General features: G+C 66.6%; 18 protein-coding genes. 10 read left to right on the top strand and 8 right to left on the bottom strand.

The window, feature by feature from the left end; translation table 11 throughout:
- Window positions 1–48 precede the first annotated feature (48 nt).
- The 7 genes from ACLH0K_RS06260 to ACLH0K_RS06230 all read right to left on the bottom strand — a co-directional run bounded on the left by ACLH0K_RS06260 (window position 49) and on the right by ACLH0K_RS06230 (window position 8167).
- Window positions 49–858, bottom strand: coding sequence for an inositol monophosphatase family protein (locus ACLH0K_RS06260; protein WP_411375955.1), 810 nt, complete (start codon window positions 856–858; stop codon window positions 49–51).
- On the bottom strand, window positions 855–3152 hold the full coding sequence (ligA, locus tag ACLH0K_RS06255; RefSeq protein WP_411375954.1) for an NAD-dependent DNA ligase LigA: 2298 nt from the start codon (window positions 3150–3152) through the stop codon (window positions 855–857). Before ligA ends, ACLH0K_RS06260 begins: the two co-directional genes overlap by 4 nt.
- A 300-nt stretch (window positions 3153–3452) precedes the next feature.
- The gene (locus ACLH0K_RS06250) at window positions 3453–4301 is read right to left on the bottom strand and encodes a PP2C family protein-serine/threonine phosphatase (RefSeq protein ID WP_411375953.1); all 849 of its coding nucleotides are present in this window, start codon (window positions 4299–4301) and stop codon (window positions 3453–3455) included.
- A gap of 289 nt (window positions 4302–4590) precedes the next feature.
- Window positions 4591–5715, bottom strand: a complete 1125-nt coding sequence (locus ACLH0K_RS06245; protein WP_411375952.1) for an adenylate/guanylate cyclase domain-containing protein — start codon at window positions 5713–5715, stop codon at window positions 4591–4593.
- Window positions 5705–6304: a PH domain-containing protein gene (locus ACLH0K_RS06240; RefSeq protein WP_411375951.1), complete on the bottom strand. Its 600-nt coding sequence runs from the start codon at window positions 6302–6304 to the stop codon at window positions 5705–5707. The genes ACLH0K_RS06245 and ACLH0K_RS06240 overlap by 11 nt, the downstream gene beginning before the upstream one ends.
- Window positions 6297–7205, bottom strand: a complete 909-nt coding sequence (locus ACLH0K_RS06235; protein WP_411375950.1) for a biotin--[acetyl-CoA-carboxylase] ligase — start codon at window positions 7203–7205, stop codon at window positions 6297–6299. The genes ACLH0K_RS06240 and ACLH0K_RS06235 overlap by 8 nt, the downstream gene beginning before the upstream one ends.
- Window positions 7206–7279: 74 nt before the next feature.
- Entirely contained in the window at window positions 7280–8167 is an 888-nt protein-coding gene (locus tag ACLH0K_RS06230) for an SDR family oxidoreductase (protein WP_411375949.1), read from the bottom strand.
- A gap of 226 nt (window positions 8168–8393) precedes the next feature.
- On the opposite strand from ACLH0K_RS06230, the gene ACLH0K_RS06225 reads away from it, so the two are divergent.
- From ACLH0K_RS06225 to ACLH0K_RS06180, 10 genes are all read left to right on the top strand, one after another.
- Window positions 8394–9977, top strand: a complete 1584-nt coding sequence (locus ACLH0K_RS06225; protein WP_411375948.1) for an acyl-CoA carboxylase subunit beta — start codon at window positions 8394–8396, stop codon at window positions 9975–9977.
- Window positions 9978–9992: 15 nt separating this feature from the next.
- Entirely contained in the window at window positions 9993–10253 is a 261-nt protein-coding gene (locus tag ACLH0K_RS06220) for an acyl-CoA carboxylase subunit epsilon (RefSeq protein WP_411375947.1), read from the top strand.
- A 56-nt stretch (window positions 10254–10309) separates the two neighbouring features.
- Window positions 10310–11995 carry a DUF885 domain-containing protein gene (locus ACLH0K_RS06215; RefSeq protein ID WP_411375946.1) on the top strand — a complete coding sequence of 562 codons (1686 nt, stop codon included), beginning with the start codon at window positions 10310–10312 and terminating at the stop codon, window positions 11993–11995.
- 305 nt (window positions 11996–12300) lie between these two features.
- A complete protein-coding gene (locus ACLH0K_RS06210) occupies window positions 12301–13734 on the top strand; it encodes a dicarboxylate/amino acid:cation symporter (RefSeq protein WP_411375945.1) in 1434 nt (477 codons plus the stop codon).
- Window positions 13735–13937: 203 nt separating this feature from the next.
- A complete protein-coding gene (locus tag ACLH0K_RS06205; RefSeq protein WP_411375944.1) occupies window positions 13938–14663 on the top strand; it encodes a TetR/AcrR family transcriptional regulator in 726 nt (241 codons plus the stop codon).
- Between the two features lie 17 nt (window positions 14664–14680).
- The gene (locus tag ACLH0K_RS06200; protein ID WP_411375943.1) at window positions 14681–17203 is read left to right on the top strand and encodes an MMPL family transporter; all 2523 of its coding nucleotides are present in this window, start codon (window positions 14681–14683) and stop codon (window positions 17201–17203) included.
- 29 nt (window positions 17204–17232) lie between these two features.
- Window positions 17233–17880: a Maf family protein gene (locus ACLH0K_RS06195; RefSeq protein ID WP_411375942.1), complete on the top strand. Its 648-nt coding sequence runs from the start codon at window positions 17233–17235 to the stop codon at window positions 17878–17880.
- Between the two features lie 130 nt (window positions 17881–18010).
- A complete protein-coding gene (locus tag ACLH0K_RS06190) occupies window positions 18011–19819 on the top strand; it encodes an acetyl/propionyl/methylcrotonyl-CoA carboxylase subunit alpha (protein WP_411375941.1) in 1809 nt (602 codons plus the stop codon).
- 15 nt (window positions 19820–19834) lie between these two features.
- A complete protein-coding gene (locus tag ACLH0K_RS06185; RefSeq protein WP_411375940.1) occupies window positions 19835–20272 on the top strand; it encodes a YybH family protein in 438 nt (145 codons plus the stop codon).
- A 50-nt stretch (window positions 20273–20322) separates the two neighbouring features.
- A complete protein-coding gene (locus ACLH0K_RS06180; protein ID WP_411375939.1) occupies window positions 20323–21054 on the top strand; it encodes a glutamine amidotransferase in 732 nt (243 codons plus the stop codon).
- Window positions 21055–21202: 148 nt separating this feature from the next.
- On the opposite strand, the gene ACLH0K_RS06175 is transcribed toward ACLH0K_RS06180, so the two are convergent.
- Window positions 21203–22615: an MFS transporter gene (locus ACLH0K_RS06175; protein WP_411375938.1), complete on the bottom strand. Its 1413-nt coding sequence runs from the start codon at window positions 22613–22615 to the stop codon at window positions 21203–21205.
- Window positions 22616–22619: the final 4 nt, after the last annotated feature.

Raw genomic sequence — 22619 nt, 5'->3', positions numbered from 1 at the left:
CGGCTAAACCGGGTTTTCCGTGATCGAACTATCACTCCCGGCCGCCCTTTACAGCGGGAACTTGCCCGAAAGCTCCAGGCTGGCCGCGCACGTCCAGGCATCCAGCCGCTCCTGGTCGCTGGGTCCGCCCTGCAGCGGGCTGGCCAGCCGGGGCCGGCGCACCCAGCATCCGGCTTCTTCGGCGATGAGTGCCCCGGCAGAGAAGTCGTGCTCGTTGAGGCCGCGCTCGCCGAAGGCGTCATGGGTTCCATCTGCAACGAGGCACAGGTCCAGCGCCGCCGAGCCGAGGCGCCGGACGTCGGCGAAGCCTTGCATCAGGTCCACGAACTGCGCAGCCTGCTCGGCGCGGACACCGGCATCGTAGTTGAAGCCTGTAGCCAGGATCTGGCCCGGCCGCCCGGGCACCGGCCCCTCCAGCCGCGTCACCCTGCCGCCTTCCTCCAGCCACGCTCCCCCGCCGCGGGAGGCGTAGTAGACGCGGCCCAGTGCCGGCGCGTCAACGACGCCGGCCAGCCACACGCCGTCGGAATCCGCCACTGCCACCGATGTGGCGTAGTACACGATGTTGCGGATGAAGTTAGTGGTGCCGTCCAGTGGATCGATGGACCAGCGGTACCCCGTGGGCTGGTCCGGCCGGGTGGTGCCGTGTTCCTCACCGGTGATGCTGTCCCGCGGGCGTGCGGCGGAAATTACGTCCCGCACCGCATGCTCGGCGGCGACGTCGAAGGCGGTGACCCAGTCCCCGGCTGCCCCCTTATTACTTGCCTGCAGGGCGTCGCCGTTCCTGGTGGCGAGCACCCGGGCGCCTGCCGCCGCTGCGTCCCTGGCAACGGCCAGGAGTTCGGTGGGAGTGGTCATGCCGGTTCCTCCGAGGGCACTGTTGCTTCTTCAGCAGCATCCGCGCCGGCGGCATCTTCTTCCGCCGCGTCCCGGAAGGCCGCCGGTCCGCCGTCGAGCAGCTTGCGGAAGCCGTCCTCGTCCAGCACGGGGATGCCGAGCTGTTCCGCCTTGTCCAGCTTGCTCCCGGCGGCCTCGCCGGCCACCAGGTAGCTGGTGTTCCTGGAGACAGATCCTGCGGCCTTGCCGCCGCGGACGAGGATGGCTTCCTTGGCCTCGTCCCGGCTGAAGTTGGGCAGCGAACCCGTGACTACCACTGTGAGTCCTTCAAGGGTGCGGGGCGTGGACTCGTCGCGTTCGTCCTCCATCCTGACGCCGGCCGCGGCCCAGCGGTCCACAATCTCCCGGTGCCAGTCCTCGGCAAACCATTCCTTCAGGGCAGCGGCGATGGTGGGGCCTACGCCGTCCACATGGGCGAGGTCCTCTTCCGAGGCTGCCCGGATGGCGTCCATGCTGCCGAACGCCTGCGCCAGTGCCCGTGATGCCCGCGGTCCCACGTGCCGGATGGACAGCGCCACCAGGACACGCCACAGCGGCTGGTCCTTGGCCTTTTCCAGTTCCTTGAACAGTTTCTCCGTGGTGGCCGTCGGTTTCGACGGGGACTTGGCGGTGCCCTTGCTGAAGAAGTAGGGCACCAGTTCGTATTCGCCGGTGCCCACGCCCTTGGACCGCTTTTCCCGGCGGATCCGGACTCCGGCCAGGTCCTCGGGGGTCAGGTCGAACAGGCCTGCCTCGGAGGTGAGCGGGGGTACCTCGGGTTCCGCCGGCTGGGTCAGCGCGATGGCTGCCTCCCAACCGAGGGCCTCGATGTCGAAGGCGCCGCGGCCGGCGAGGTGGAAGACCCGTTCCCGGAGCTGGGACGGGCAGGACTTCGCGTTGGGGCAGCGGATGTCCACGTCGCCCTCCTTGGCCGGCGCCAGCGGGGTGCCGCAGGAGGGGCATTCGGCTGGCATCACGAAGTCGCGCACCGGCGGGTCCTGCTGGTCCCGCAAGGCCAGGACCGGACCCACGATTTCCGGAATGACGTCCCCGGCCTTGCGCAGGATGACGATATCGCCGATTTTGACGCCCTTGGCCTTGACCACTTCCTGGTTGTGCAGGGTGGCCATTTCCACGGTGGAGCCGGCCACTTTGACCGGCTCCATCATGCCGAAGGGCGTGACCCGCCCGGTCCGTCCGACGTTGACCTGGATGTCCAGCAGCTTGGTGTGCACTTCCTCCGGCGGGTATTTGTAGGCAACGGCCCAGCGCGGAACCCGGGTGGTGTAGCCGAGGGCGCGCTGGGTGGCAAAGTTGTCCACCTTGATGACGATGCCGTCGATCTCGTGGAGCAGCTTGTGGCGCTGGTCGCCGTATTTGCTGATGAACCCCAGGATGTCCTCCCGGCGTTCCAGGACCTCGAAGTAGGGGCTCACCGGCAGGCCCCACTCTTTGAGCAGTGCATAGGTTTCGGACTGGCTGCGGGCTTCCAGCCCCTCGCGGGCGCCGATGCCGTGGACGAACATGCTCAGCGGCCGCTTGGCGGTTTCTGCAGGGTCCTTTTGCCGCAGCGAGCCGGCGGCGGCATTCCGGGGGTTGGCCAGCGGCGCCTTCCCCGCTTCGATCAGTGCCTCGTTGAACTCTGCGAATTCCTTGGACGGGATGAACACCTCGCCGCGGATTTCCATTTCGACCGGGAACCCTTCGCCGCTCAGCTGCTGCGGGATCTCCTTGATGGTGAGGACGTTGTGGGTAATGTCTTCACCCGTGGTGCCGTCGCCGCGGGTGGCCGCGCGGACAAGTTTTCCGTCCCGGTACAGCAGGTTCACGGCGAGGCCGTCGATCTTGAGTTCTGTGAGCCAGGAGGCCTTGGCGGCGCCGTTACCAAGCTTTTCGATGCTGGCCTCCGCCCGGTTCAGCCAGGCAACGAGTTCGTCGATGGAGAAGACGTCCTCCAGGCTGTACATGCGCTGCAGGTGCTCGACGGCCGCGAAGGCTGCCGACACTTCCCCGCCCACTTCCTGCGTGGGCGAATCGTTGGATACCAGTTCGGGGTGGAGGGCCTCGATTTCCTCAAGGCGCCGGAAGAGGGCGTCGAATTCGGCGTCCGGGACCAGGGGCGCGTCTTCCTGGTAGTAGGCGAACCGGTACTTCCTGACGAGGTCCACCAGGTTCTCGTATTCCTCCCGGACCGACCCGGAGGGAGTAGCCTCCTGCCCGTCGGAGGCTGTGGTCCGGGCGGCTGTTTTTTCTGCGGGTCCTGGTCCTGTGCTCACAGACCTATCTTGCCCTACCTGCCTTGGCTTGCCTCACGAGTGCCGCGGTGGCCCACCTGGGGCAGACACGGCCAGTGCGTGCATAGCCGGATCCTTTCCCTTTGTGAACGCCGGCAACGGGGGATGCAGGGGCTTGGGCCGGGGAGGACGAAGCCTCCGGTTCCGACGTGGTGGGCGGCAACTCTCAAGGATGCACAGCCCGCCAGAATCCGGGACCTGCCTTGTGCCGGCCACCAGGCTCCCTGTTTTCGTCCGTGCCCTGCATCCCACGCTGCGGCGACCATTGCCGGCTACTTCCATTCACTGCAGTGTTGTTTCGTCCTCTGCAGCGGCGTCGCGCCGGGGCAGCGTGGTGGCGGCGCCGTCGTCGTACAGGACGTTCCGGGCGTCCACCACGATCACTGTGACGTTGTCGCTACCGCCATTGCGCAGCGCCGCCTGAATCAGTGCGTCCACGGCTTCCTGCGGCTGCCCCTCCGTGGCGAGGATGTGAAAGATGTGCTCGTCGTCCACTTCCGACGTGAGCCCGTCGGAGCAAACCATAATGCGATCCCCTTCTTCCACAGGGAACAGCCAGTAGTCCACCTCGGTCTCATCCCCGGTTCCCAGGGCGCGGGTGACCACGTGGCGGCGCGGATGGACGCGGGCCTGCTGTGCCGTGATTTTCCCGGCGTCTACGAGCTCCTGGACTTCGGAGTGGTCAACGCTGATTTGCTCCAGCCGGTCCCGGCTGAGGCGGTAGGTCCGCGAATCGCCGATGTTCATGACCAGCCAGTATGGCAGGCCCATCTGCTCCAAAACTACGGCGCCGGTCAGGGTGGTGCCGGCGCGCGCCCCGGTGGCTTCCCGGATAGAGTCGTCGGCATAAGCAAGGTACTGCTGCAGGACCGCTGCCGTAGCCGTACGGTCGCCGGTGGTCAGCTGGGGCATGGCGGCAAGGGCGCGGATACACATGCCGCTTGCGATCTCCCCTGCCTCGTGGCCGCCCATCCCATCCGCGACGGCGAAGACGGGATCCGAGGCGATGTACGAGTCCTCGTTCAGCTCTCTGCGCAGTCCCCGGTCCGTACCATACCCATAGGTGAGCTGGAGGCCCTGCCCCCGCTGCTGCCTGGTGGAGGAGGGTTCGTTGGCGGGCTGTTTGATCATACCTGTCCTGGGTAGAAGGTTCGGTCTCCACAAGGAACGCCATATTCCGGGGTGACAAAGCTGGGGACGCCAGGCACCAGTGCGGTGCGTCGGCCGGGGTCGAAGACGGCGGGCAGGACCGCAAACGGCGGCAGGAAATCATTGACGGGGCCGCTGGCCCGCCGTCGGCGGAACAAGCTGAAGGTTTGTTGCCATACCCGTTCCTCCCCCTGGAGTGGCACGCATTTGGCAAAATTACCGCGCTCCTGGCCCTGTTCCGGCGGTTGTGATGCCAGACTGACTTCTGCCGTCAATCCAGGACCAGCCCCTTGCCAAGGCCGCGGGTGAGCCGGACGGGCCGGATCTCGCCGAAGCCGCGGACGTTTTCCGGCGGCTGGGGCACCATCACAAAGCGCTCGTCCCGTTCCAGGGCGGAAGCGGTCATGGAGTCGATCAGGACCGTTCCGGGATCGGCGAGGCTGGTGAGCCTGGCAGCCAGGTTAACGGTAGGACCGTAGATGTCTCCCAGCCTGGACAGGATCCTGCCCCATACCATGGCCACGCGGGCTTCCGGCAGGATCTCGTCCTCCGTGAACGCCTGGGCGAGGGCCAGCGAGATCTCGGCGCCGGCTGCCGGGGTTTCTGCGATGTACAGGACTTCGTCCCCGACGGTCTTGACCAGCCGGCCGCCGCCGACGGAGATGATTTCCGCGCACTTGTTTTCGAACCGCTGGACCAGCCGGGCCAGCGTTTTCTCGTTCATGCGGCGGGACAGGCTGGTGTAGGACACCAGGTCCGCGAATCCGACGGCCCGCGCGAGCGGCAGGGGGGCGTCGTCCTCGTCTCCTTCCCGCCCTTCTTCACTGGCCTGCAGGCCGGCTTCGGCGCGGACGGCAAGCCGCTGTACCCCGGCGTTGAGCTGGCGGCGCCAGGAGTACAGCAGCACTTCCTCGAGCGAGTCCACCAGGGCGGGCAGCTCATTGACCAGGCGTTTGCGGGCCACGGCGTCCGTAACGCCTTGTTCGTGGACCATGTCCTCCACCAGCGCCTCGATTTGCCAGACCACCATGCGGTCCGTCATCTGGCCGATGGCGCGCGTGACCGAGATGGCCGCTTCCTCGGTCAGCTTTCCGGAGCGGACCAGGTCCACCACGGTGGAGAGGGCCGCCTGGTCGCGTTCGGTGAAAGCCACGTCTTCGTCACCGAAATTGGGAAAACCCAGGGCGCGCCAAAGTTTCCGCGCGGACAGCAGTGAGAGCCCCGCGCCGGCCGCGACTTCGCGACGGCGGAGCTTGCGTTCGCCGCCCAGAAGCCGCGACTCCAGCGCTTTCATGGCAAGCCGTTCGGCGGACATGGCACCGGTGGCGGGGTTGGGGTCCGCAGCGGGCGGCGGCGCAACGGCGTCGACGCGTTCCTGCTGGTCCTCATCGGTCATCCCGTCCACCTTCTCTCATTTCCCACGGCAAAGCCCCGTCGGGGTAGTGCGTTGTGCCGTCCGGCTGGACATCACGGTCGTCCGGCAGTTCCCCGATGGCATCAAGGATGTATTCCCGGAACCGGGCAACCTCCGGCACGTCCTGGAAAGTCACCACGCCCTGCTGCCCGGTTTCCAAGGATATATTCCCCGAGCGCAGGAGGCGTTGCAGCAGCGATTCGTGGACAGTCAGGTTGCGGATCCAGGCGAGGGGAACCTGCTGGTCCCGCCGCTTCAGCCGCCCGTACCTGGCCATTATCCTGCGGCTGGTAAGGGTGTAGCGCGTGCCATGCCAGCGCAGCAGCCGCGGCAGGCAATAGCCCAGCCACACCCAGGCCGCCCCGCCGATGCAGGCCGCCACAAGCCAGGGGTTCCACTGCGCGGCAATGAAGGGAACATGCCGGCGGACCTCTCCACGGAGGATCCAGGCCGAAGCGAAGGCTGCGAGCGCCGGCGAGACGATGAAGGCGAGAGCCGCTCCGGCCAGCTTCCTCGGCTGCGGGCGGGTGGTGACAATCACCTGCTCGCCCGGTACGAGGTCTTTACGCATACCCGCCTTCACCCGCATCGCCGGGGGAAGTCCACGGGCGCAGGTGGACCACGTCGCCGGCGGTCACTACATGCTCCCGTGACTCCCGGTCCACCACCAGCAGGGATCCGTACTCGTCCAGGCGGGAAGCGTGTCCGATGATTTCGTGGTCGCCCGGAAGCTGCGCCCGGACCTGTTTGCCCAATGTGGCCATGACCGCTTCCACCCGCTTATGGAGTGACGGCCCGCCGGCCATTCCCGCCGCCGGGTCGCCGTCGGCGTTGCAGAAGCTCCGGTAGAGCAGGGAGAAATGTGAGAGGTAGCTTTTCAGCAGCAGGGTCCGGTCTGTGGTGCGGGCGCCCTCCAACGCAACGGAGGTGGCGGTAGGCACCGGCAGTTCGCCCTCGCGCAGCGTGACATTGAGGCCTGTTCCCAGGATGACGGGCGGGACGTTTCCGTCCGCCATGGGGCCCAGCTGCGCCAGGATGCCGGCGATCTTGCGGCCGCGCACCAGGACATCGTTGGGCCACTTCAGCTCAGCGGGAAGGCCGGCGGTTTCCAGGAGTGTCCCGCGCAGCGCCAGGGCAGCGATCAGCGAAAGCCACGAGTAGCTGTGTGTGGGCAGCGGCCTGCCATCGGCGTTCACGGGCCGCAGGACCACTGAGACGGAGATGGAGCTCAGCGGCGGGGCTTCCCAGTGCCGGTCCAGGCGCCCCCTGGCCGCCGTCTGGTACTCGGCCGTCAGCACCGACATGTCCGGCCATGCCTTGGGCTCCACGGTTACCGCGCGGAGGAGGTCGGCGTTGGTGGATCCGGTGGAGTCCACCACATCCATGCGGGGTATACCGGCCGCGGACAGGAAGCGCTGGTCATCCAGGTCCCATCGGTTCAGCGGAGTGCCCGGGTCGTGTGCGTCTTCCATGCCTAAATCCTAGCGAGCCAATCCGTTCCCGGAGGAGCAGGGCCTTTGGCACCGGGAAGGCGTGCGGGGGCCGGCTAAAGGAAGATGTCCGGAACCAGCTGGTCTTCCGGCACTCCCAGGCTGTACGGGCGGAAATCCTGCACGCCCGCTGCCGCAAGGACCTGTTCGTCCGTATAGAAGTTGCCGCTCGGCGCGCCGCCCGCGGCCAGGTTGCCTCCGGTCAGGATGGCGTGGGCGGCGTCCGCCATGATTTGCGGGCCGCGCGCTGCCTCGGCCATCACAGCGCCATGCGGCATGTTGCGAATGGCCGCGGTATCAATAAGGGTGCAGGGCCACAGCGAGTTGACGCGGATACCGTCGGCCTTCAGTTCCTCGGCCAGTCCGAGCGTGGTCAAGCTCATCCCGTACTTCGCCATGGTGTATGCGAGGTGTTTCCCGGCCCAGGCGGGGTCGAGGTTCAGGGGCGGCGAGAGGGTAAGGATATGGCCCTCGCCTGATGCGCGCAGCGCGGGCAGTGCCAGCTTGGAGAGCAGGAAGGTGCCGCGGACGTTGATGTCCTGCATGAGGTCATACTTTTTCATGTCCACGTCGGCGGTCCGGGACAAATCGATGGCGGACGCGTTGTTGATCACGACGTCGATGCCGCCAAAGTGCTGCACTGCGGCTTCCACTGCGTGGGCAACGTCCTCGTCCCTGCGCACGTCGCCCACCAGGGGCAGCGCCTGGCCGCCGGTCCCGACAACTTCCCGGGCCGCGGTATGGACCGTTCCGGCGAGCTTGGGATGCGGCTTCCCCGTCTTGGCCATCAGGACGATATTGGCGCCGTCCCTGGCGGCGCGGACGGCAATGGCCAGGCCAATGCCGCGGCTTCCGCCGGAGATGAGGATCGTTTTCCCGTTAAGTGATCCGGAGGCCCGGTACGGGGTGGCAGCGGCATGCACGGCGTCGTTGCTCGAGGTCATGCGATTACTGTAACCCAGTCAAGTTACCCATCAGTAACATACGGGTGCGGGTGGAGGCGCGGCAGAAAATTGTAGGTTCCCTACAGCGGCGGGTGCTGAAACCGTCACTAGACTTGCCAGCAGGGTTCGTCTTTTGTGCGGAAGCTACTTAAAGCCCGCTGCGACTCAAACCCGCCAGCAACGGAAGCGCCAGAGAACACATTTGCAACAGAGCCGGAGATACCTGATGAGCCACGATCTGACCACAACAGCGGGAAAGATTGCCGATTTCCGCGAGCGGCAGGCCCGTGCCGAACAGCCCTCCGGCCCCGAAGCGATCGAAAAACAGCATGCGCGCGGCAAGAACACCGCCCGCGAACGGATCGAACTGCTGCTGGACGAGGACTCGTTCGTGGAGTTTGACGCGCTTGCGGTACACCGTTCCACCGCCTTTGGCATGGACAAAAAGAAGCCCCTTGGCGACGGCCTGGTCTCCGGTTACGGCACGGTGGACGGACGCCTCGTGGCCGTCTACAGCCAGGATTTCTCTGTCTACGGCGGTTCCTTGAGCCAGGTCAACGGCGAGAAGATCGTCAAGGTCCAGGAATTTGCCCTGCGCAACGGCTGCCCCGTGGTCGGCATCCTCGATGGCGGCGGTGCGCGCATCCAGGAAGGCGTAGCCTCGCTGGCCATGTTCGCGGACATCTTCCGCAACAACGTCCACGCTTCCGGCGTTGTCCCGCAGATCTCCATGATCATGGGCCCGTCCGCGGGCGGTGCGGCCTACTCCCCCGCCCTCACCGACTACGTGGTGATGGTGGACAAGACCTCGCACATGTTTATCACCGGCCCGGACGTCATCAAGACCGTCACGGGCGAGGACGTGGACATGGAGACGCTTGGCGGCGCCCGCCAGCACAACGCGACCACCGGCACCTCCACCTACCTCGCGTCAGACGAAAGCGACGCCATCGAATTCGTGCGCGAGCTGCTGGACTTCCTGCCTTCGAACAATCTGTCCGAGGCCCCGGTCATGGAGCACAGCCAGGAGCTGGAGCTTGACGATGACGACCTCGCCCTCGACACCCTGATCCCTGATTCGGCCAACCAGCCCTACGACATGCGTGGGGTCGTTGAGCAAATTGTCGACGACGGGCACTTCCTGGAAATGCAGGCGCTCTACGCCCCCAACGTGATGATCGGTTACGGGCGGGTGGAGGGCCACACGGTGGGCATCGTGGCCAACCAGCCGCTGCAGTTCGCCGGCACCCTGGATATTGCCGCATCCGAGAAAGCGGCCCGGTTCGTCCGCCACTGCGACGCCTTCAACATCCCCATCATCACGCTCGTGGACGTGCCCGGCTTCCTGCCCGGCAAGGACCAGGAGTTCCAGGGCATCATCCGCCGCGGCGCGAAGCTGCTTTACGCCTACGCCGAGGCCACAGTTCCCAAGCTCACGGTGATCACCCGCAAGGCGTATGGCGGTGCCTACATCGTGATGGGCTCCAAGAAGCTCGGCGCCGACCTCAACCTGGCCTGGCCGACGGCACAGATCGGCGTGATGGGTGCCCAGGGTGCCGTCAACATCCTCTACCGCCGCGACCTCGCAGCAGTAGCGGAAGCCGGCGGTGACGTCGAGGCCCGGCGTGCGGAAGTCATCCGCCAGTACGAGGAGGAACTCCTCAACCCCTACCAGGCAGCAGAGCTCGGATACGTCGACGCTGTGATCGCCCCCTCCGACACCAGGATCCAGATCATCAAGGGACTCCGCGCCCTGCGCGACAAGCGCGCCAGCCTGCCCGCCAAGAAGCACGGAAACATCCCGCTGTAAAGGATGGAAACGCTGATGGTAGAACCTGCAAACCCCGCTACTGAGCCCGCCGGAACCCCACCGGCGGTTGAGCCTGCCGAGACTCCCCTCTTTTCTGTTGTGAAGGGACAGCCGAGCCCTGAGGAGCTCGCCGCGCTGACCGCCGTCGTACTCTCCCTGGGCGGATCCGCACCCGCCGGGGAAACCCGGCCGAGCGTCCGGCACTGGGTACGCCGGCAGCAGCTGAGGCTTGCCCCCACACCCGGACCCGGGGCCTGGAAGCGGAGCCGCGGCTGACACGGCGGGCAGGCGGGATGCTTTCCTAACCATCCTGCCCCCGTTAGTCTCGGGAGGTGACTACCGAGACTGCTCCTGCCACCCGACCGCGCACCCGGATCGACGCTGTCGCGGATGCCTACACGGACACGCTCATCCGGCTGAACCCGTCGTTCGCCACCACTTTGGGGGTGCCCGGGCATGAGACCGAATACCAGGACTTTTCCCCGGCCGGAATCGCAGAGTTCGCCGAGGCCGCCCGCAAGGCGCTGCTGGACCTTGAAGGACTGGAGCCTGAGGACGACGTAGACGCCGTCACCGTGGACGCAATGCAGGAGCGCTTGGGGCTGCAGCTGCTGATCCATGCCTCGGGCTGGGAATACGCGGACCTGAACAACATCGCCTCCCCCGCCCAGGACATCCGCGCCATCTTCGACCTGATGCCCACCGCAACAGAACAGGACTGGGCCAACATCGCCGGGCGGGCCCACAATGTCCCGGGCGCCATCGCGGGTTATATCGAATCGCTCCGCGAAGCCCGCGACGCCGGCCGCGTGGCAGCGGCCCGGCAGGTGAAGATCGTCATCGAACAGGCAGGCAAGTACGCCGCGGAGGACGGCTTCTTCGCGAAGCTGGCCGCGAGCGCCGCCACCCCGGCAGGTCCGCTGGGCGCCCACGTGCAGCAAAAGCTCGACGGCGGTTCCGTCGCCGCCCGCCGCGCCTACACCTCCCTTGCCGAATTCCTCCGCACGGAACTGCTCCCCGCAGCGCCCGAGAAGGACGCCGTGGGCCGCTCGCGTTACGCACTGGCCTCACGGTCCTTCCTGGGCGCCACGGTCGATTTGGAGGAAACCTACGCATGGGGCGTGGAGGAACTCGACCGCCTGATCGCGGAGCAGGAGCAGGTTGCCGCCACCATCAAGGCAGGCGCCAGCATTGCCGAGGCCAAGGAAATCCTCAACAACGATCCTGCACGGCAGCTGAAGGGCACCGCCGCCCTGCGGGAATGGATGCAGGACCTCTCCGATAACGCCGTCGCCGCCCTCGCCGGCGTACACTTCGACATCCCGGATGTCATGAAAAAGCTGGAGTGCCTGATCGCGCCCACCGACGAGGGCGGCATCTACTACACCGGCCCGTCGGACGACTTCAGCCGGCCCGGCCGCATGTGGTGGTCCGTCCCGGCCGGCGAGGACACCTTCACCACGTGGGCCGAGACCACCACGGTTTACCACGAGGGCGTCCCCGGGCATCACCTCCAGGTTGCCACCGCCACCTACCGGCGCGAGCTGCTCAACAAGTGGCGGCGCAACGTCTGCTGGACCTCCGGCCACGGGGAAGGCTGGGCGCTCTACGCCGAGAAACTGATGCAGGAGCTGGGCTACCTCAACGACCCCGGCGACCACATGGGGATGCTCGACATGCAGCGGATGCGTGCGGCGCGCGTGGTGTTCGACATCGGCGTCCACCTGGAACTCGACGTTCCCGCGCGCTGGGGGTCCGGCACCTGGACCCCGGACAAGGGGTACGACTTCCTGAAGCAGAACCTGCCCATCAGCGAAGGCCAGCTCAACTTCGAGTTCGCCCGGTACCTCGGCTGGCCCGGGCAGGCCCCCTCCTACAAGGTGGGCCAGCGACTGTGGGAACAGATTCGTGCCGAACTCGAGGCCCGCCCCGGGTTCAACCTCAAGGACTTCCATACCAAGGCCTTGAACATCGGCTCTGTTGGACTCGATACCCTGCGGCGGGCGTTGCTTGCCTAGTTTCGGCTCCGCGGCCCCACCTCGGCCTGCCGTGGGCGCTATTGGGCCCAGGCCGGCAGGGTTTCCTGGCCGAGCTTGCGAGGTTAGGGTGCCGGTGGGGAGCACGCTGCCGGAAGACAGCCACGTCGGAGCGGGTTTGGCCCACCTTTGGCGAGACATTAAGCACATCACACTTGGGAATAAGTAACATACCGCCCAATAACCTTTGATTCTATGCGGTTTTTGAACCATAACTGGAAATGTTCCCGCGTAACATTTCTCAATGTTGGTTCGACGTGGTATTGGATGCGCCCTACCGTATTCGGGTGAGCACTCAGACAAGCACCCCCGCACCCGCAGGGAAGACCGGGTTCCAGTTGCCCAAGTGGGCTGGATCTTTCGGCTTCCAGATCATCGCCGCCCTCATCGTGGGCCTCGGACTCGGCCTGTTGGCCAAGTACACCGGCAGCACCAAGGCCAGCCCCAACGGTCTCGGCGCTACCCTGCAGACCATCGGTTCCAGCTACGTCTCGCTGCTGCAGACCGCCGTCGTCCCCCTGATCTTTACCGCTGTTGTCAGCTCCATTTCCAACCTCCGCCAGGTCTCCAACGCCGCGAAGCTGGCCTGGAACACCCTGCTCTGGTTCGCCATCACCTCCCTGATCGCCGTACTGATCGGCATCGGTTTGGGCGTGCTCCTGCAGCCGGGCGCCAACACCGGCATCACCGAGGAAGCAAAGTACTCGGGCAAGTCCGGCGACTGGTGGTCCTTCCTCGTCGGCCTGTTTCCCAAGAACTTCCTCGGCCTCGGTGCCACTTCCACCGTTGCTGAATCCGGCGCCGTCACCACCTCGGTCAGCTTCAACGTCCTCCAGATCCTGGTGATTGCCATCGCCGTCGGCGTCGCCGCACTCAAGGTGGGCCAGGCAGCAGAACCTTTCCTGAAGCTGAACGCTTCCGCCCTGGCCGTCATCCAGAAGGTGCTGTGGTGGATCATCCGCATCGCCCCAATCGGCACGGTGGGCCTCATCGGCAACGCCGTCGCCGTCTACGGTTGGGACACCATCGGCTCGCTGGGCAGGTTCACCTTCGCGATCTACGTTGGCCTTGCCATGGTGATCTTCGCCGTGTACCCGGTCCTGGTCCGAGCCCACGGCCTTTCCGTCAAGCAGTACTTCTCCGGCGTGTGGCCCGCCGTCCAGCTGGCCTTCGTATCCCGCTCGTCGGTGGGCACCCTCCCGCTGACCCAGCGCGTGACAGAGCGCAGCCTGGGTGTTCCCCGCGGCTACGCCTCCTTCGCTGTACCGCTGGGCGCCACCACCAAAATGGACGGCTGCGCCGCCATCTACCCGGCTATCGCAGCCATCTTCGTCGCCCAGTTCTTCGGCATCCAGCTGGACTTCACCCAGTACCTGCTGATCGCCCTCGTCTCCGTCCTGGGTTCCGCGGCAACTGCAGGAACCACCGGCGCCGTCGTGATGCTCACGCTGACCCTTTCCACACTGGGACTGCCGCTGGCCGGCGTCGGCCTCCTGCTGGCCGTCGATCCCATCCTGGACATGGGCCGCACCGCGGTGAATGTGGCAGGCCAGGCGCTTGTCCCCACCATCGTGGCCAAGCGCCAGGGCATCCTGGACGAATCGCTGTACAACGCCCCGCGCAACGGCACCCCGTTCGTGGATGACAGCGACGTGCCTGCAGCCACCGACGGAACCAGCACGGACACCGCACCCCGTGAACTGCAGGACGCCAAGGCGTAACTTCGCGGCGTAACGGCAGAGTGTGACGCAAAGGAAGTCCCCGGGAATCCATCCCGGGGACTTCCTTGCGTTACGGGTCCCTCGGTGCCAGGTCAGCGACCGCCGATAACGCAGTGCTCCACCGCATGCGTAAGGCCTTCGGAACAGTATCCAGCCATGCCTGAAAGTTGCGCAGAGTGCAAAGTTGCACGTAGTGTAAGAGCGTGACACCCCCTTCCCCGGCGGCGGCAGAACCAGCCGCTGCCCCCTCCCGGCGCGAACTCAACAAAGCCGCCACGCGCCTCGCCATCACCGAAGCCGCCCTGGGCCTGCTCCGGGCGAAGGGTCCGGGCAACTTCACCGCAGAGGACATCGCCGAGGCCGCCGGAATCTCCCGCCGCACATTCTTCAATTACTTCAACAGCACCGATGCGGCCCTGGCCTCCATCACACACGCCTTCCTCGACAACGCCATCCAGCAGTTGCGGCTCCGCCCGGCCGACGAGCCGGTCCTGGAATCTGCCCAGGCCGCCCTGATGGCCCTGGCGGACCCCAAGGCCATTGCCCCGCTGGCGGAACTGTTCACGCTGACGCAGCAGAGCCCCCTCATGTCGCACACCGAACTTGAAGCATGGGACCACTGCAGGGCGCAGGTTTTCGACATCGCCCGGGAGCGGGTCGCCGGCTTGCGCGGTGAGCAGGACGACCTTTACATCCGCGCCCTGGCGGGCTCCATCATGTCCTGCGGAAAGGCTGCCCTTGAGGTCTGGTTCAGCCGCCGCGGGCCGGACCTTTCCCCCGCTTCCCTTGCCGACCTGCGGCAACTGCTCATCGACGCGATGGCGCTGCTCGGAGCCGGCTTCAACGCCTCCCCGGCGCCGGCCGGCACCCGGGAACCCAGGGCCGCGAAAGCTGCTGCCCCTTCCCCACCAGACCCCCACTCCTCCTGATCAGATCGGTTCCCCTCATGGCACTGTTGCTGTACCGCCTTGGCAAGTTTTCCTACCGCCGGCGCTGGCTGGTCATCTCGCTGTGGCTCGCTGTCCTGGTGGCCGTCGGCGGTTCCGCTGCCGCATTCCACGGCACCCTGTCCAACAACTTCCAGATTCCCGGTACTGAAACCCAGCGGATTGCGGACAAGCTGAAGGAGGAGCTGCCGTCTGCGTCCGGCGGTACCGCCACCATTGTCTTCCAGGCTCCGGACGGCGGTTTCACGGAAGAAAGCCGCACCGCTGTCACCGACGCCCTGAAGAAGCTGGAGACCCTGCCGGACGTCCGCGGCACCGTAGACCCGTTTGCCACCCAGGCCCAGGTGGACCAGGCCGGCCAGGCCATCACCGACGGCGAGCAGCAGCTGGCCGCCGGAGAGGCGCAGCTGGCTGCCTCCAGGACCGAAATCGAGTCCGGGAAAGCGCGGCTCGCCGCAGCCGAGCAGCAGCTGGCCGCCGCAGGAGCCCCCGCCGCACTCACTGAGGCACAACTGGGCCAGCAAAAGAGGACGCTGGCCGAAGGTGAGGCCCGCCTCCAGGCAGGAGTACAAGAGCTGGAAGCAAGCAAGGCCAGGCTGGAACTGGGCAAGCGCCAGTCCGAAGCCTCCTCAGCCATCCGCTTTGTGTCCGAGGACGGCCAGGCCGCCGTCGCGCAGGTGCAGTTCAACAGCTCCATCAACGGGCTGAGCCCGGAAGTCCGCCACGAGGTGCAGGCCATCGCCCATGAGACTTCCTCAGCCGGTGTCACCGCACTGGCCAGCAAGGAAATCACGGAGGACATCTCAGAACTCTTCGGCGCCGCCGAAATCATCGGCATCGCCGTGGCGGCCCTGGTCCTGATCATCATGCTGGGTACCCTGGTTGCCGCCGGGCTGCCGCTGCTCATGGCAGTGGCAGGCGTGGGGGTCGGTGTGGGCATCACCTTCGCGCTCTCCGGCCTTTTCGACATGAGCTCCATCTCCCCCATGCTCGCGCTGATGCTGGGCCTGGCCGTGGGCATTGACTACTCCCTGTTCATCGTCAACCGGCACCGTACCCAGCTGCTGGCCGGCATGGATCCGGAGGAGTCGGTGGCGCGTGCCACCGGCACGTCCGGCAACGCGGTGGTGTTCGCCGGCCTGACCGTCATCATCGCCCTGGCCGCCCTGGTGGTGCCCGGTCTGCCGTTCCTTGCGGTCATGGGCCTGGCGGCCGCGGGAACCGTTGCGGTGGCAGTGCTGGTGGCCATCACGCTGACCCCGGCCATGCTGTCCCTGATCGGCCGCCGGCTCATCTCCCGCCGGACCTGGGCGAAAGCGGAGGCCCACAACGCTGAGCCCGGCCACGAGGCCGCGGACGAGGCCAAGGACCGGGAGCGCAGCACCCACGGCTGGGGCGGCCTTGTCACCCGGCACCCGGTCCTGGCCCTGCTTGCCGGCGCCCTCCTGCTGGGCACGTTGGCCCTGCCGGGCACCCAGCTCCAACTCGCCCTGCCCGACGGCGGGTCCGAGCCGGTGGATTCGGAGGCCTACCAGGCATACGACCTCACCGCGCGGAGCTTTGGCGAAGGCGTCACCGGCCCCATCATTGCCGTGGGCGAATTCCCGGCCAACCTCGACGAGCAGCAGGCGCAAACCCTGCAGTACGACGTGGCCGACAAGCTGCGCAGCGTGGACAACGTGGTGGCGGCCGTGCCCGTCGCGCTCAGTGACGACCGCCAAACCGCCGTCTTCCAGGTCATCCCTGAAGAAGGCCCGGCCAGCGCCAGCACGGTGCAGGTGGTATCCGAACTGCGCGGGCTGAGCAACGGTATCCAGTCGGAATACGGCGTCACGCTGGGCCTGACCGGCCAGACCGCAGGCAACATCGACGTCTCCACCAAGCTCGGTGACGCCCTGCCGCCCTACCTGGCGATCGTCGTCGGCCTTTCCCTGATCCTGCTGCTCCTCGTGTTCCGCTCCGTCGTGGTGCCGCTGCTCGCCACGGGCGGTTTCCTGCTCTCCCTCGCCGCGGCGTTCGGCGCCGTGGTTGCCGTCTACCAGTGGGGCTGGCTGGGGAACATCTTTGACGTGGCCAACCCCGGCGCCGTGCTGAGCTTCCTGCCCATCATCCTAATCGGCGTGCTGTTCGGCCTGGCCATGGACTACCAGGTGTTCATCGCCTCCGGCATGCGCGAGGCCTACATGCACGGATCCACGGCCAGGGAAGCGGTCCGGGTGGGCTTCAGCCACGCGGCCGCGGTGGTCACCGCCGCCGCAATCATCATGGTGAGCGTGTTCGCCGGCTTCATCTTCAGCCACCTCACCATGGTCCGGCCGCTCGGCTTTGCCATGGCGTTCGGTGTCCTGCTCGACGCCTTCGTGGTCCGGATGACCATCGTTCCGGCCGTGATGTACCTGCTCGGCGACAAGTCCTGGTGGCTGCCCCGCTGGCTGGACCGGATCCTGCCCGACGTGGACGTGGAAGGCGCCAGGCTCAGCCGTGCCGGGGCCGCTCCCCGGGCCGGGGTGCTGGTCCACTGAGACCGGCTTCCGTCCACTAGGCTGGAGGCGTGCTCCGCCTGATACTCGCGTCCCAGTCCCCTGCCCGCACCAAGCTCCTGGCCGAGGCCGGCATCAGGCATTCGGTCCTCGTCTCCGACGTGGACGAGGACGCCGTGCAGGCCCGGTACGGTGTCACGGATCCGCATGACACTGCGCTGCTCCTGGCCCGGGCGAAGGCTGAGGCCGTTGCGGCGCTTCCGGAGGCGGAGGGTGCGCTGGTGCTTGGCTGCGACTCGGTTTTCGAGTTCGACGGCGAGGCGCACGGCAAGCCGTACACGGCCGATGTTGCGCGTGAACGCATGCTGCGGATGAGCGGGAATTCCGGGGTGCTGCACACGGGGCACTGGCTGGTGGACTGCCGGGACACGGACCCGGACGACGACGGCGGGGATCCCGGCTCGGGTGCCACGGTGGGGGCGGTTTCCTCCGCCGAGGTGTCCTTCCTTGAGATGGAGCCCGCGGAGATCGACGCATACATCGCCACGGGCGAGCCGCTGCACTGCGCCGGATCCTTCACCATAGACGGCCTGGGCGGTGCCTTCATCCGCAAAGTGGACGGGGACCCGCATGCCGTCGTCGGCCTTTCCGTGTCCACCCTACGCGGGCTCCTCGCCTCCGCCAACGTGCGGATCACGGACCTGTGGCCCTCGCCGTGACCGTCCCCTTTTTCGGCCCGCCTTGTAGCTTCCCTACAAAGCCTTGCCGGTTTACACGCGGATTCCGCAAGTAATATCGGCGGAACCTCCAAAAGCGCGCTAGGCTCCCTGAAGGAAAGAAGGAGACGCCTTGTCAGCAAATTTGGAGCAGTCCGCCCGTCACACCCAGCCGAGCCTCACAAAGGTGCTGATCGCCAACCGCGGTGAAATCGCGGTCCGCATCATCCGCGCCGCCCGCGATGAAGGCCTCGCCTCGGTGGCGGTCTACGCCGACCCGGACCGCGACGCCCTGCATGTCCGCCTCGCTGACGAGGCATACGCCCTGGGCGGCAACACCGCTGCCGAGTCCTACCTGGTGATGGACAAGATCATTGACGCGGCACTCGAGTCCGGCGCGGATGCCATCCACCCCGGTTACGGCTTCCTGGCCGAGAACGCCCAGTTCGCCGCCCGCGTCATCGAGGCGGGCATCACCTGGATAGGCCCGTCGCCGGAGGCCATCTCCGCATTGGGTGACAAGGTCCAGGCCCGGCACATCGCGGAGAAGGTGGGCGCTCCCCTGGTTCCCGGCACGGCCGACCCCGTAGCCTCCGCGCAGGAGGTCCTGGATTTCGTGGACCAGCACGGACTTCCCGTCGCCATCAAGGCAGCCTTCGGCGGCGGCGGCCGCGGCATCAAGGTTGCCCGCACCCGCGAGGAAATCCCCGAACTGTACGAGTCCGCCGTCCGCGAAGCCACCGCCGCGTTCGGCCGCGGCGAATGCTTCATCGAGCGGTTCCTCGATTCCCCCCGCCACGTGGAAACGCAGTGCCTGGCTGATGCCTACGGCAATGTCGTGGTGGTCTCCACCCGCGACTGCTCGCTGCAGCGCCGCAACCAGAAGCTGGTGGAGGAAGCACCCGCCCCGTTCCTGACCGGGGAGCAGAACCGCCGGCTCTACGAAGCCTCCAAAGCCATCCTCAAGGAAGCAGGCTACCTGGGCGCCGGCACCTGCGAATTCCTTGTGGGGCAGGACGGCACCATTTCCTTCCTGGAAGTGAACACCCGGCTCCAGGTGGAGCACTGCGTTTCCGAGGAAGTGACCGGCATCGACCTGGTCCGTGAACAGTTCCGCCTGGCCCGCGGCGAGGAACTCGGCTACGGCGATCCGGAGGTCCGCGGCCACTCCATCGAGTTCCGCATCACCGGCGAGGACCCGGGCCGGAACTTCATGCCGGCCCCGGGCACCATCCGCGTGCTGAAGAACCCCACCGGCCCCGGCGTCCGGATCGACTCCGGCATTGAACAGGGCGACGTAATCAGCGGCAACTTCGACTCCATGCTGTCCAAGCTCATCGTTACCGGGGCCAGCCGGCCGCAGGCCCTGCAGCGTGCCCGCCGCGCCCTGGAGGAGATGGTGGTCGAGGGCATCCCGACGGTCATTCCCTTCGACCTGGCAGTTGTCTCCGACCCCGCCTTCGCGCCGGCAGAGGGACCGTTCAAGGTTCACACCCGCTGGATTGAAACCGAGTTCACGAACAACCTTCCGGCCTGGACACCGGAAGGCGCCGCGGAAGCCGGAACCGCCGAGGACCGCCAGCGCGTGGTGGTCGAGGTGGGCGGCAAGCGGCTGGAAGTCGTGCTGCCGGCATCCCTGGGTACCCCCGGCACCGGTTCACCCGCAGCCGCCAAATCGGCCAAATCCAGGAAGCGTTCCCGCTCGGGCGGCCCCGCGGCTGCCACCGGCAACGCCCTCGCCTCCCCAATGCAGGGCACCATCGTCAAGGTTGCGGTGGCCGACGGCGACGTTGTGGCGGAGGGCGACCTGGTTGTGGTCCTTGAGGCGATGAAGATGGAACAGCCGCTGACTGCGCACCGTTCCGGCACCATCACCGGCCTGAACGCCGCAGCCGGCGAAACAGTGGCCGCCGGTGCCGTCATCGCCACCATCGAAGACTAGCCGCCGGAGGCACAGATGCTCGCACCCAGCTTCCAGGAAGAGGTGGACCGCTACCACGCGGCGGTTCCGGAGATCACCCGGGGCAACCCGGACCCGGTCAAGGAGCTGTACTCACGGCTTGACGATGTGACCCTGGCCAATCCGTTTGGCGGCATCGCGCGCGGCTGGGCCCAGGTGGAAGCACGGTTGGATCAGGCCGCACGCCAGTTCCAGGACGGCGAAATGCTGGGCTTCGACACCGTCACCTCCTACACGGCGCGGGACACTGCCTACCTGGTGGAGACCGAACACTTCCGTGCCCGGCTGGACGGCGGGGCCATGGAGGAATTCGCGCTCCGGGTAACGAGCGTCTTCCGCCGCGAGGAAGGGTACTGGAAGCTGGTGCACCGGCACGCCGATCCGGCCGCCCGGCCCCAGTCGCGGCGCTCCCTGAGCCAGCCCGCCGGCAGCTGACGGGCGCCGGCCTGCTGACAGGCCGCACCGGGAACGGGCACACTTAGCAGATGTTGCCTTTCCTGCTGCTGGCCTCCCGGGCCGAGGATGCCGCCGCCGAGGACGAGTATGCCGCCTACCTGCGCTACGGCGGGCTGGAGCCGCAGGAACTGCACCGCATCCGCCTGGAGGCAGCACCGCTGCCGGACCTGGACCTGTCCTCCTACTCGGGCGTGATCGTGGGCGGCAGCCCGTTCACGTCCAGCGACCCGCCGGAAGAGAAAAGCGCGGTGCAGCACCGGGTGGAGCGGGAGCTGTCAGGCCTCCTGGACCAGCTGGTGGCCATGGACTTTCCCTTCCTGGGCGCCTGCTACGGCGTGGGAACCCTCGGCACCCACCAGGGCGCCGTCATAGACCGCACCTATGGCGAACCGCTGGGCGGCGTGGAGATTGAGCTCACCGACGCCGGGCTGGAAGACCCGCTGCTTGAGGGTCTCCCCCGGACCTTTACCGCATTCACCGGCCACAAGGAGGCCTGCACCACCTTGCCGCCGCATGCCGTCCTGCTCGCCCGTTCCGCCGCCTGCCCCGTCCACATGTTCCGGATCCGCAGCAACCTCTACGCCACCCAATTCCACCCGGAACTTGACGCCGAAGGCCTCTGCACACGCATCGACATCTACCGGCATGCCGGTTACTTCCCGCCGGAGTCGGCCGAAGACCTGATGGAAAAGGCCCGGCAGTTCACGGCCACCGAACCCATGAAAATCCTCCGCAACTTCGTGGCCCGTTACGCCCGGTGACGCCCTGCATGGCCGGGAACACCGCCGTCTTCCCTTCCCGCCGGGTTATATCTTGCCGAAAAGCCGGATGCCCGGTGTGTTTCCCTGAACTCGGGGAACACACCGGGCACCTCGGTTACGAACCGGACTGGAACGCGCGGGTGGAGCGTCAGGCCACGTTATTTTCGTAGTCCACGTCGCGGGTTTCCTTGCTCACGAACAGCGCGATGAGGGTCAGCACGGCCATGGCGGTCAGGTAGATCCCTACCAGCCCCGGGCTGCCGTCCGCGGCTTCCCACAGGGCCACGGCGATGAACGGAGCCACCGCAGCGCCGAGGATGCTGGAGAAGTTGTAGCTGACGGCGGAACCGGTGTACCGGACGTTTGTCGGGAAGAGCTCCGGCAGCAGCGCACCCATGGGACCAAAAGTGAGGCCCATCAGGGAGAAACCGATGACCAGCAGCGCCATGGTGCCGATGAATCCGCCGCTGAACAGGGGAACGAACAGCAGGCCGAACACGAAGATCCCTGCGGTGACGGCGATCAGCATCTTGCGGCGGCCGTACTTCTCAGCCAGCGGGCCGGACACCAGCGTGAAGATGCCGAAGAACACGACGCCGGCGATCAGCATCCAGAGGAAATCGTTGCGGGTGTAGCCCAGGCCGGGAACAAACGCGGCTGCGGCGGCCTCGGTCATGGGCTTGCCGGCCTTCTCGGCAGCGGCGCGGGCAGCTTCGAGGCTGGCGGGGCGGGTGCCGTAGGTCAGCGTGAACGTGGTCATCAGGTAGAAGAGCACGTAGGTGGCGAGCATGATGAACGTGCCCAGGATCAGCTGGCGCCAGCTGGTCTTGAAAACGCGGCCCAGGGGCAGCTTGGCCACCTCGTTGGACTCGATCACCTTGGTGAATGCAGGGGTTTCGATCAGCTTGAGGCGCACGTAGAGGCCGATGATGACCATGACGGCCGAGAGCAGGAACGGCACCCGCCAGCCCCACGCCATGAAGTCGGCCGGAGACAGCGCGTAGCTGAACACCAGGAAGATGACGTTGGCAATGATGAAGCCGATCGGGGCGCCAAGCTGGGGGAAGGTTCCATAGATGGCGCGCTTGTTGGCGGGTGCGTTTTCGGTGGCCAGCAGGGCGGCACCGCTCCATTCGCCGCCCAGGGCCAGGCCCTGCGCGAACCGCATGACCACCAGCAGTGCCGGAGCCCAGAATTCCCAGCCGGGAACGAGCGCCGTGGGCAGGCAGCCGATCAGGAAGGTGGCGATACCCATCGTGAGCAGCGAGGCCACCAGGGTGCCCTTGCGGCCGAACTTGTCGCCAAAGTGCCCGAAGACGATCGAGCCCAGCGGCCGGGCGATGAAAGCTACGCCGAACACCGCGAAGGAGCTCAGCAGCTGCGTTGTTTCATTGGCGCTGGGGAAGAACAGCTGCGGGAACACGAGCACCGCTGCCGTGGCATAGACGTAGAAGTCGTAGAACTCGACCGTGGTGCCGATGAGGCTGGCCACGATCACGCGGCCCCGGGAGTTAACCGGCTGCGGCGGGCCCGGCACCGTGGAGGTATCGGTGGAAGACATAAGG

This window comes from Arthrobacter sp. MPF02, assembly GCF_046605375.1.
Taxonomy (GTDB): Bacteria; Actinomycetota; Actinomycetes; order Actinomycetales; family Micrococcaceae; genus Arthrobacter.
This window is presented reverse-complemented; position numbering and strand designations above follow the sequence as displayed.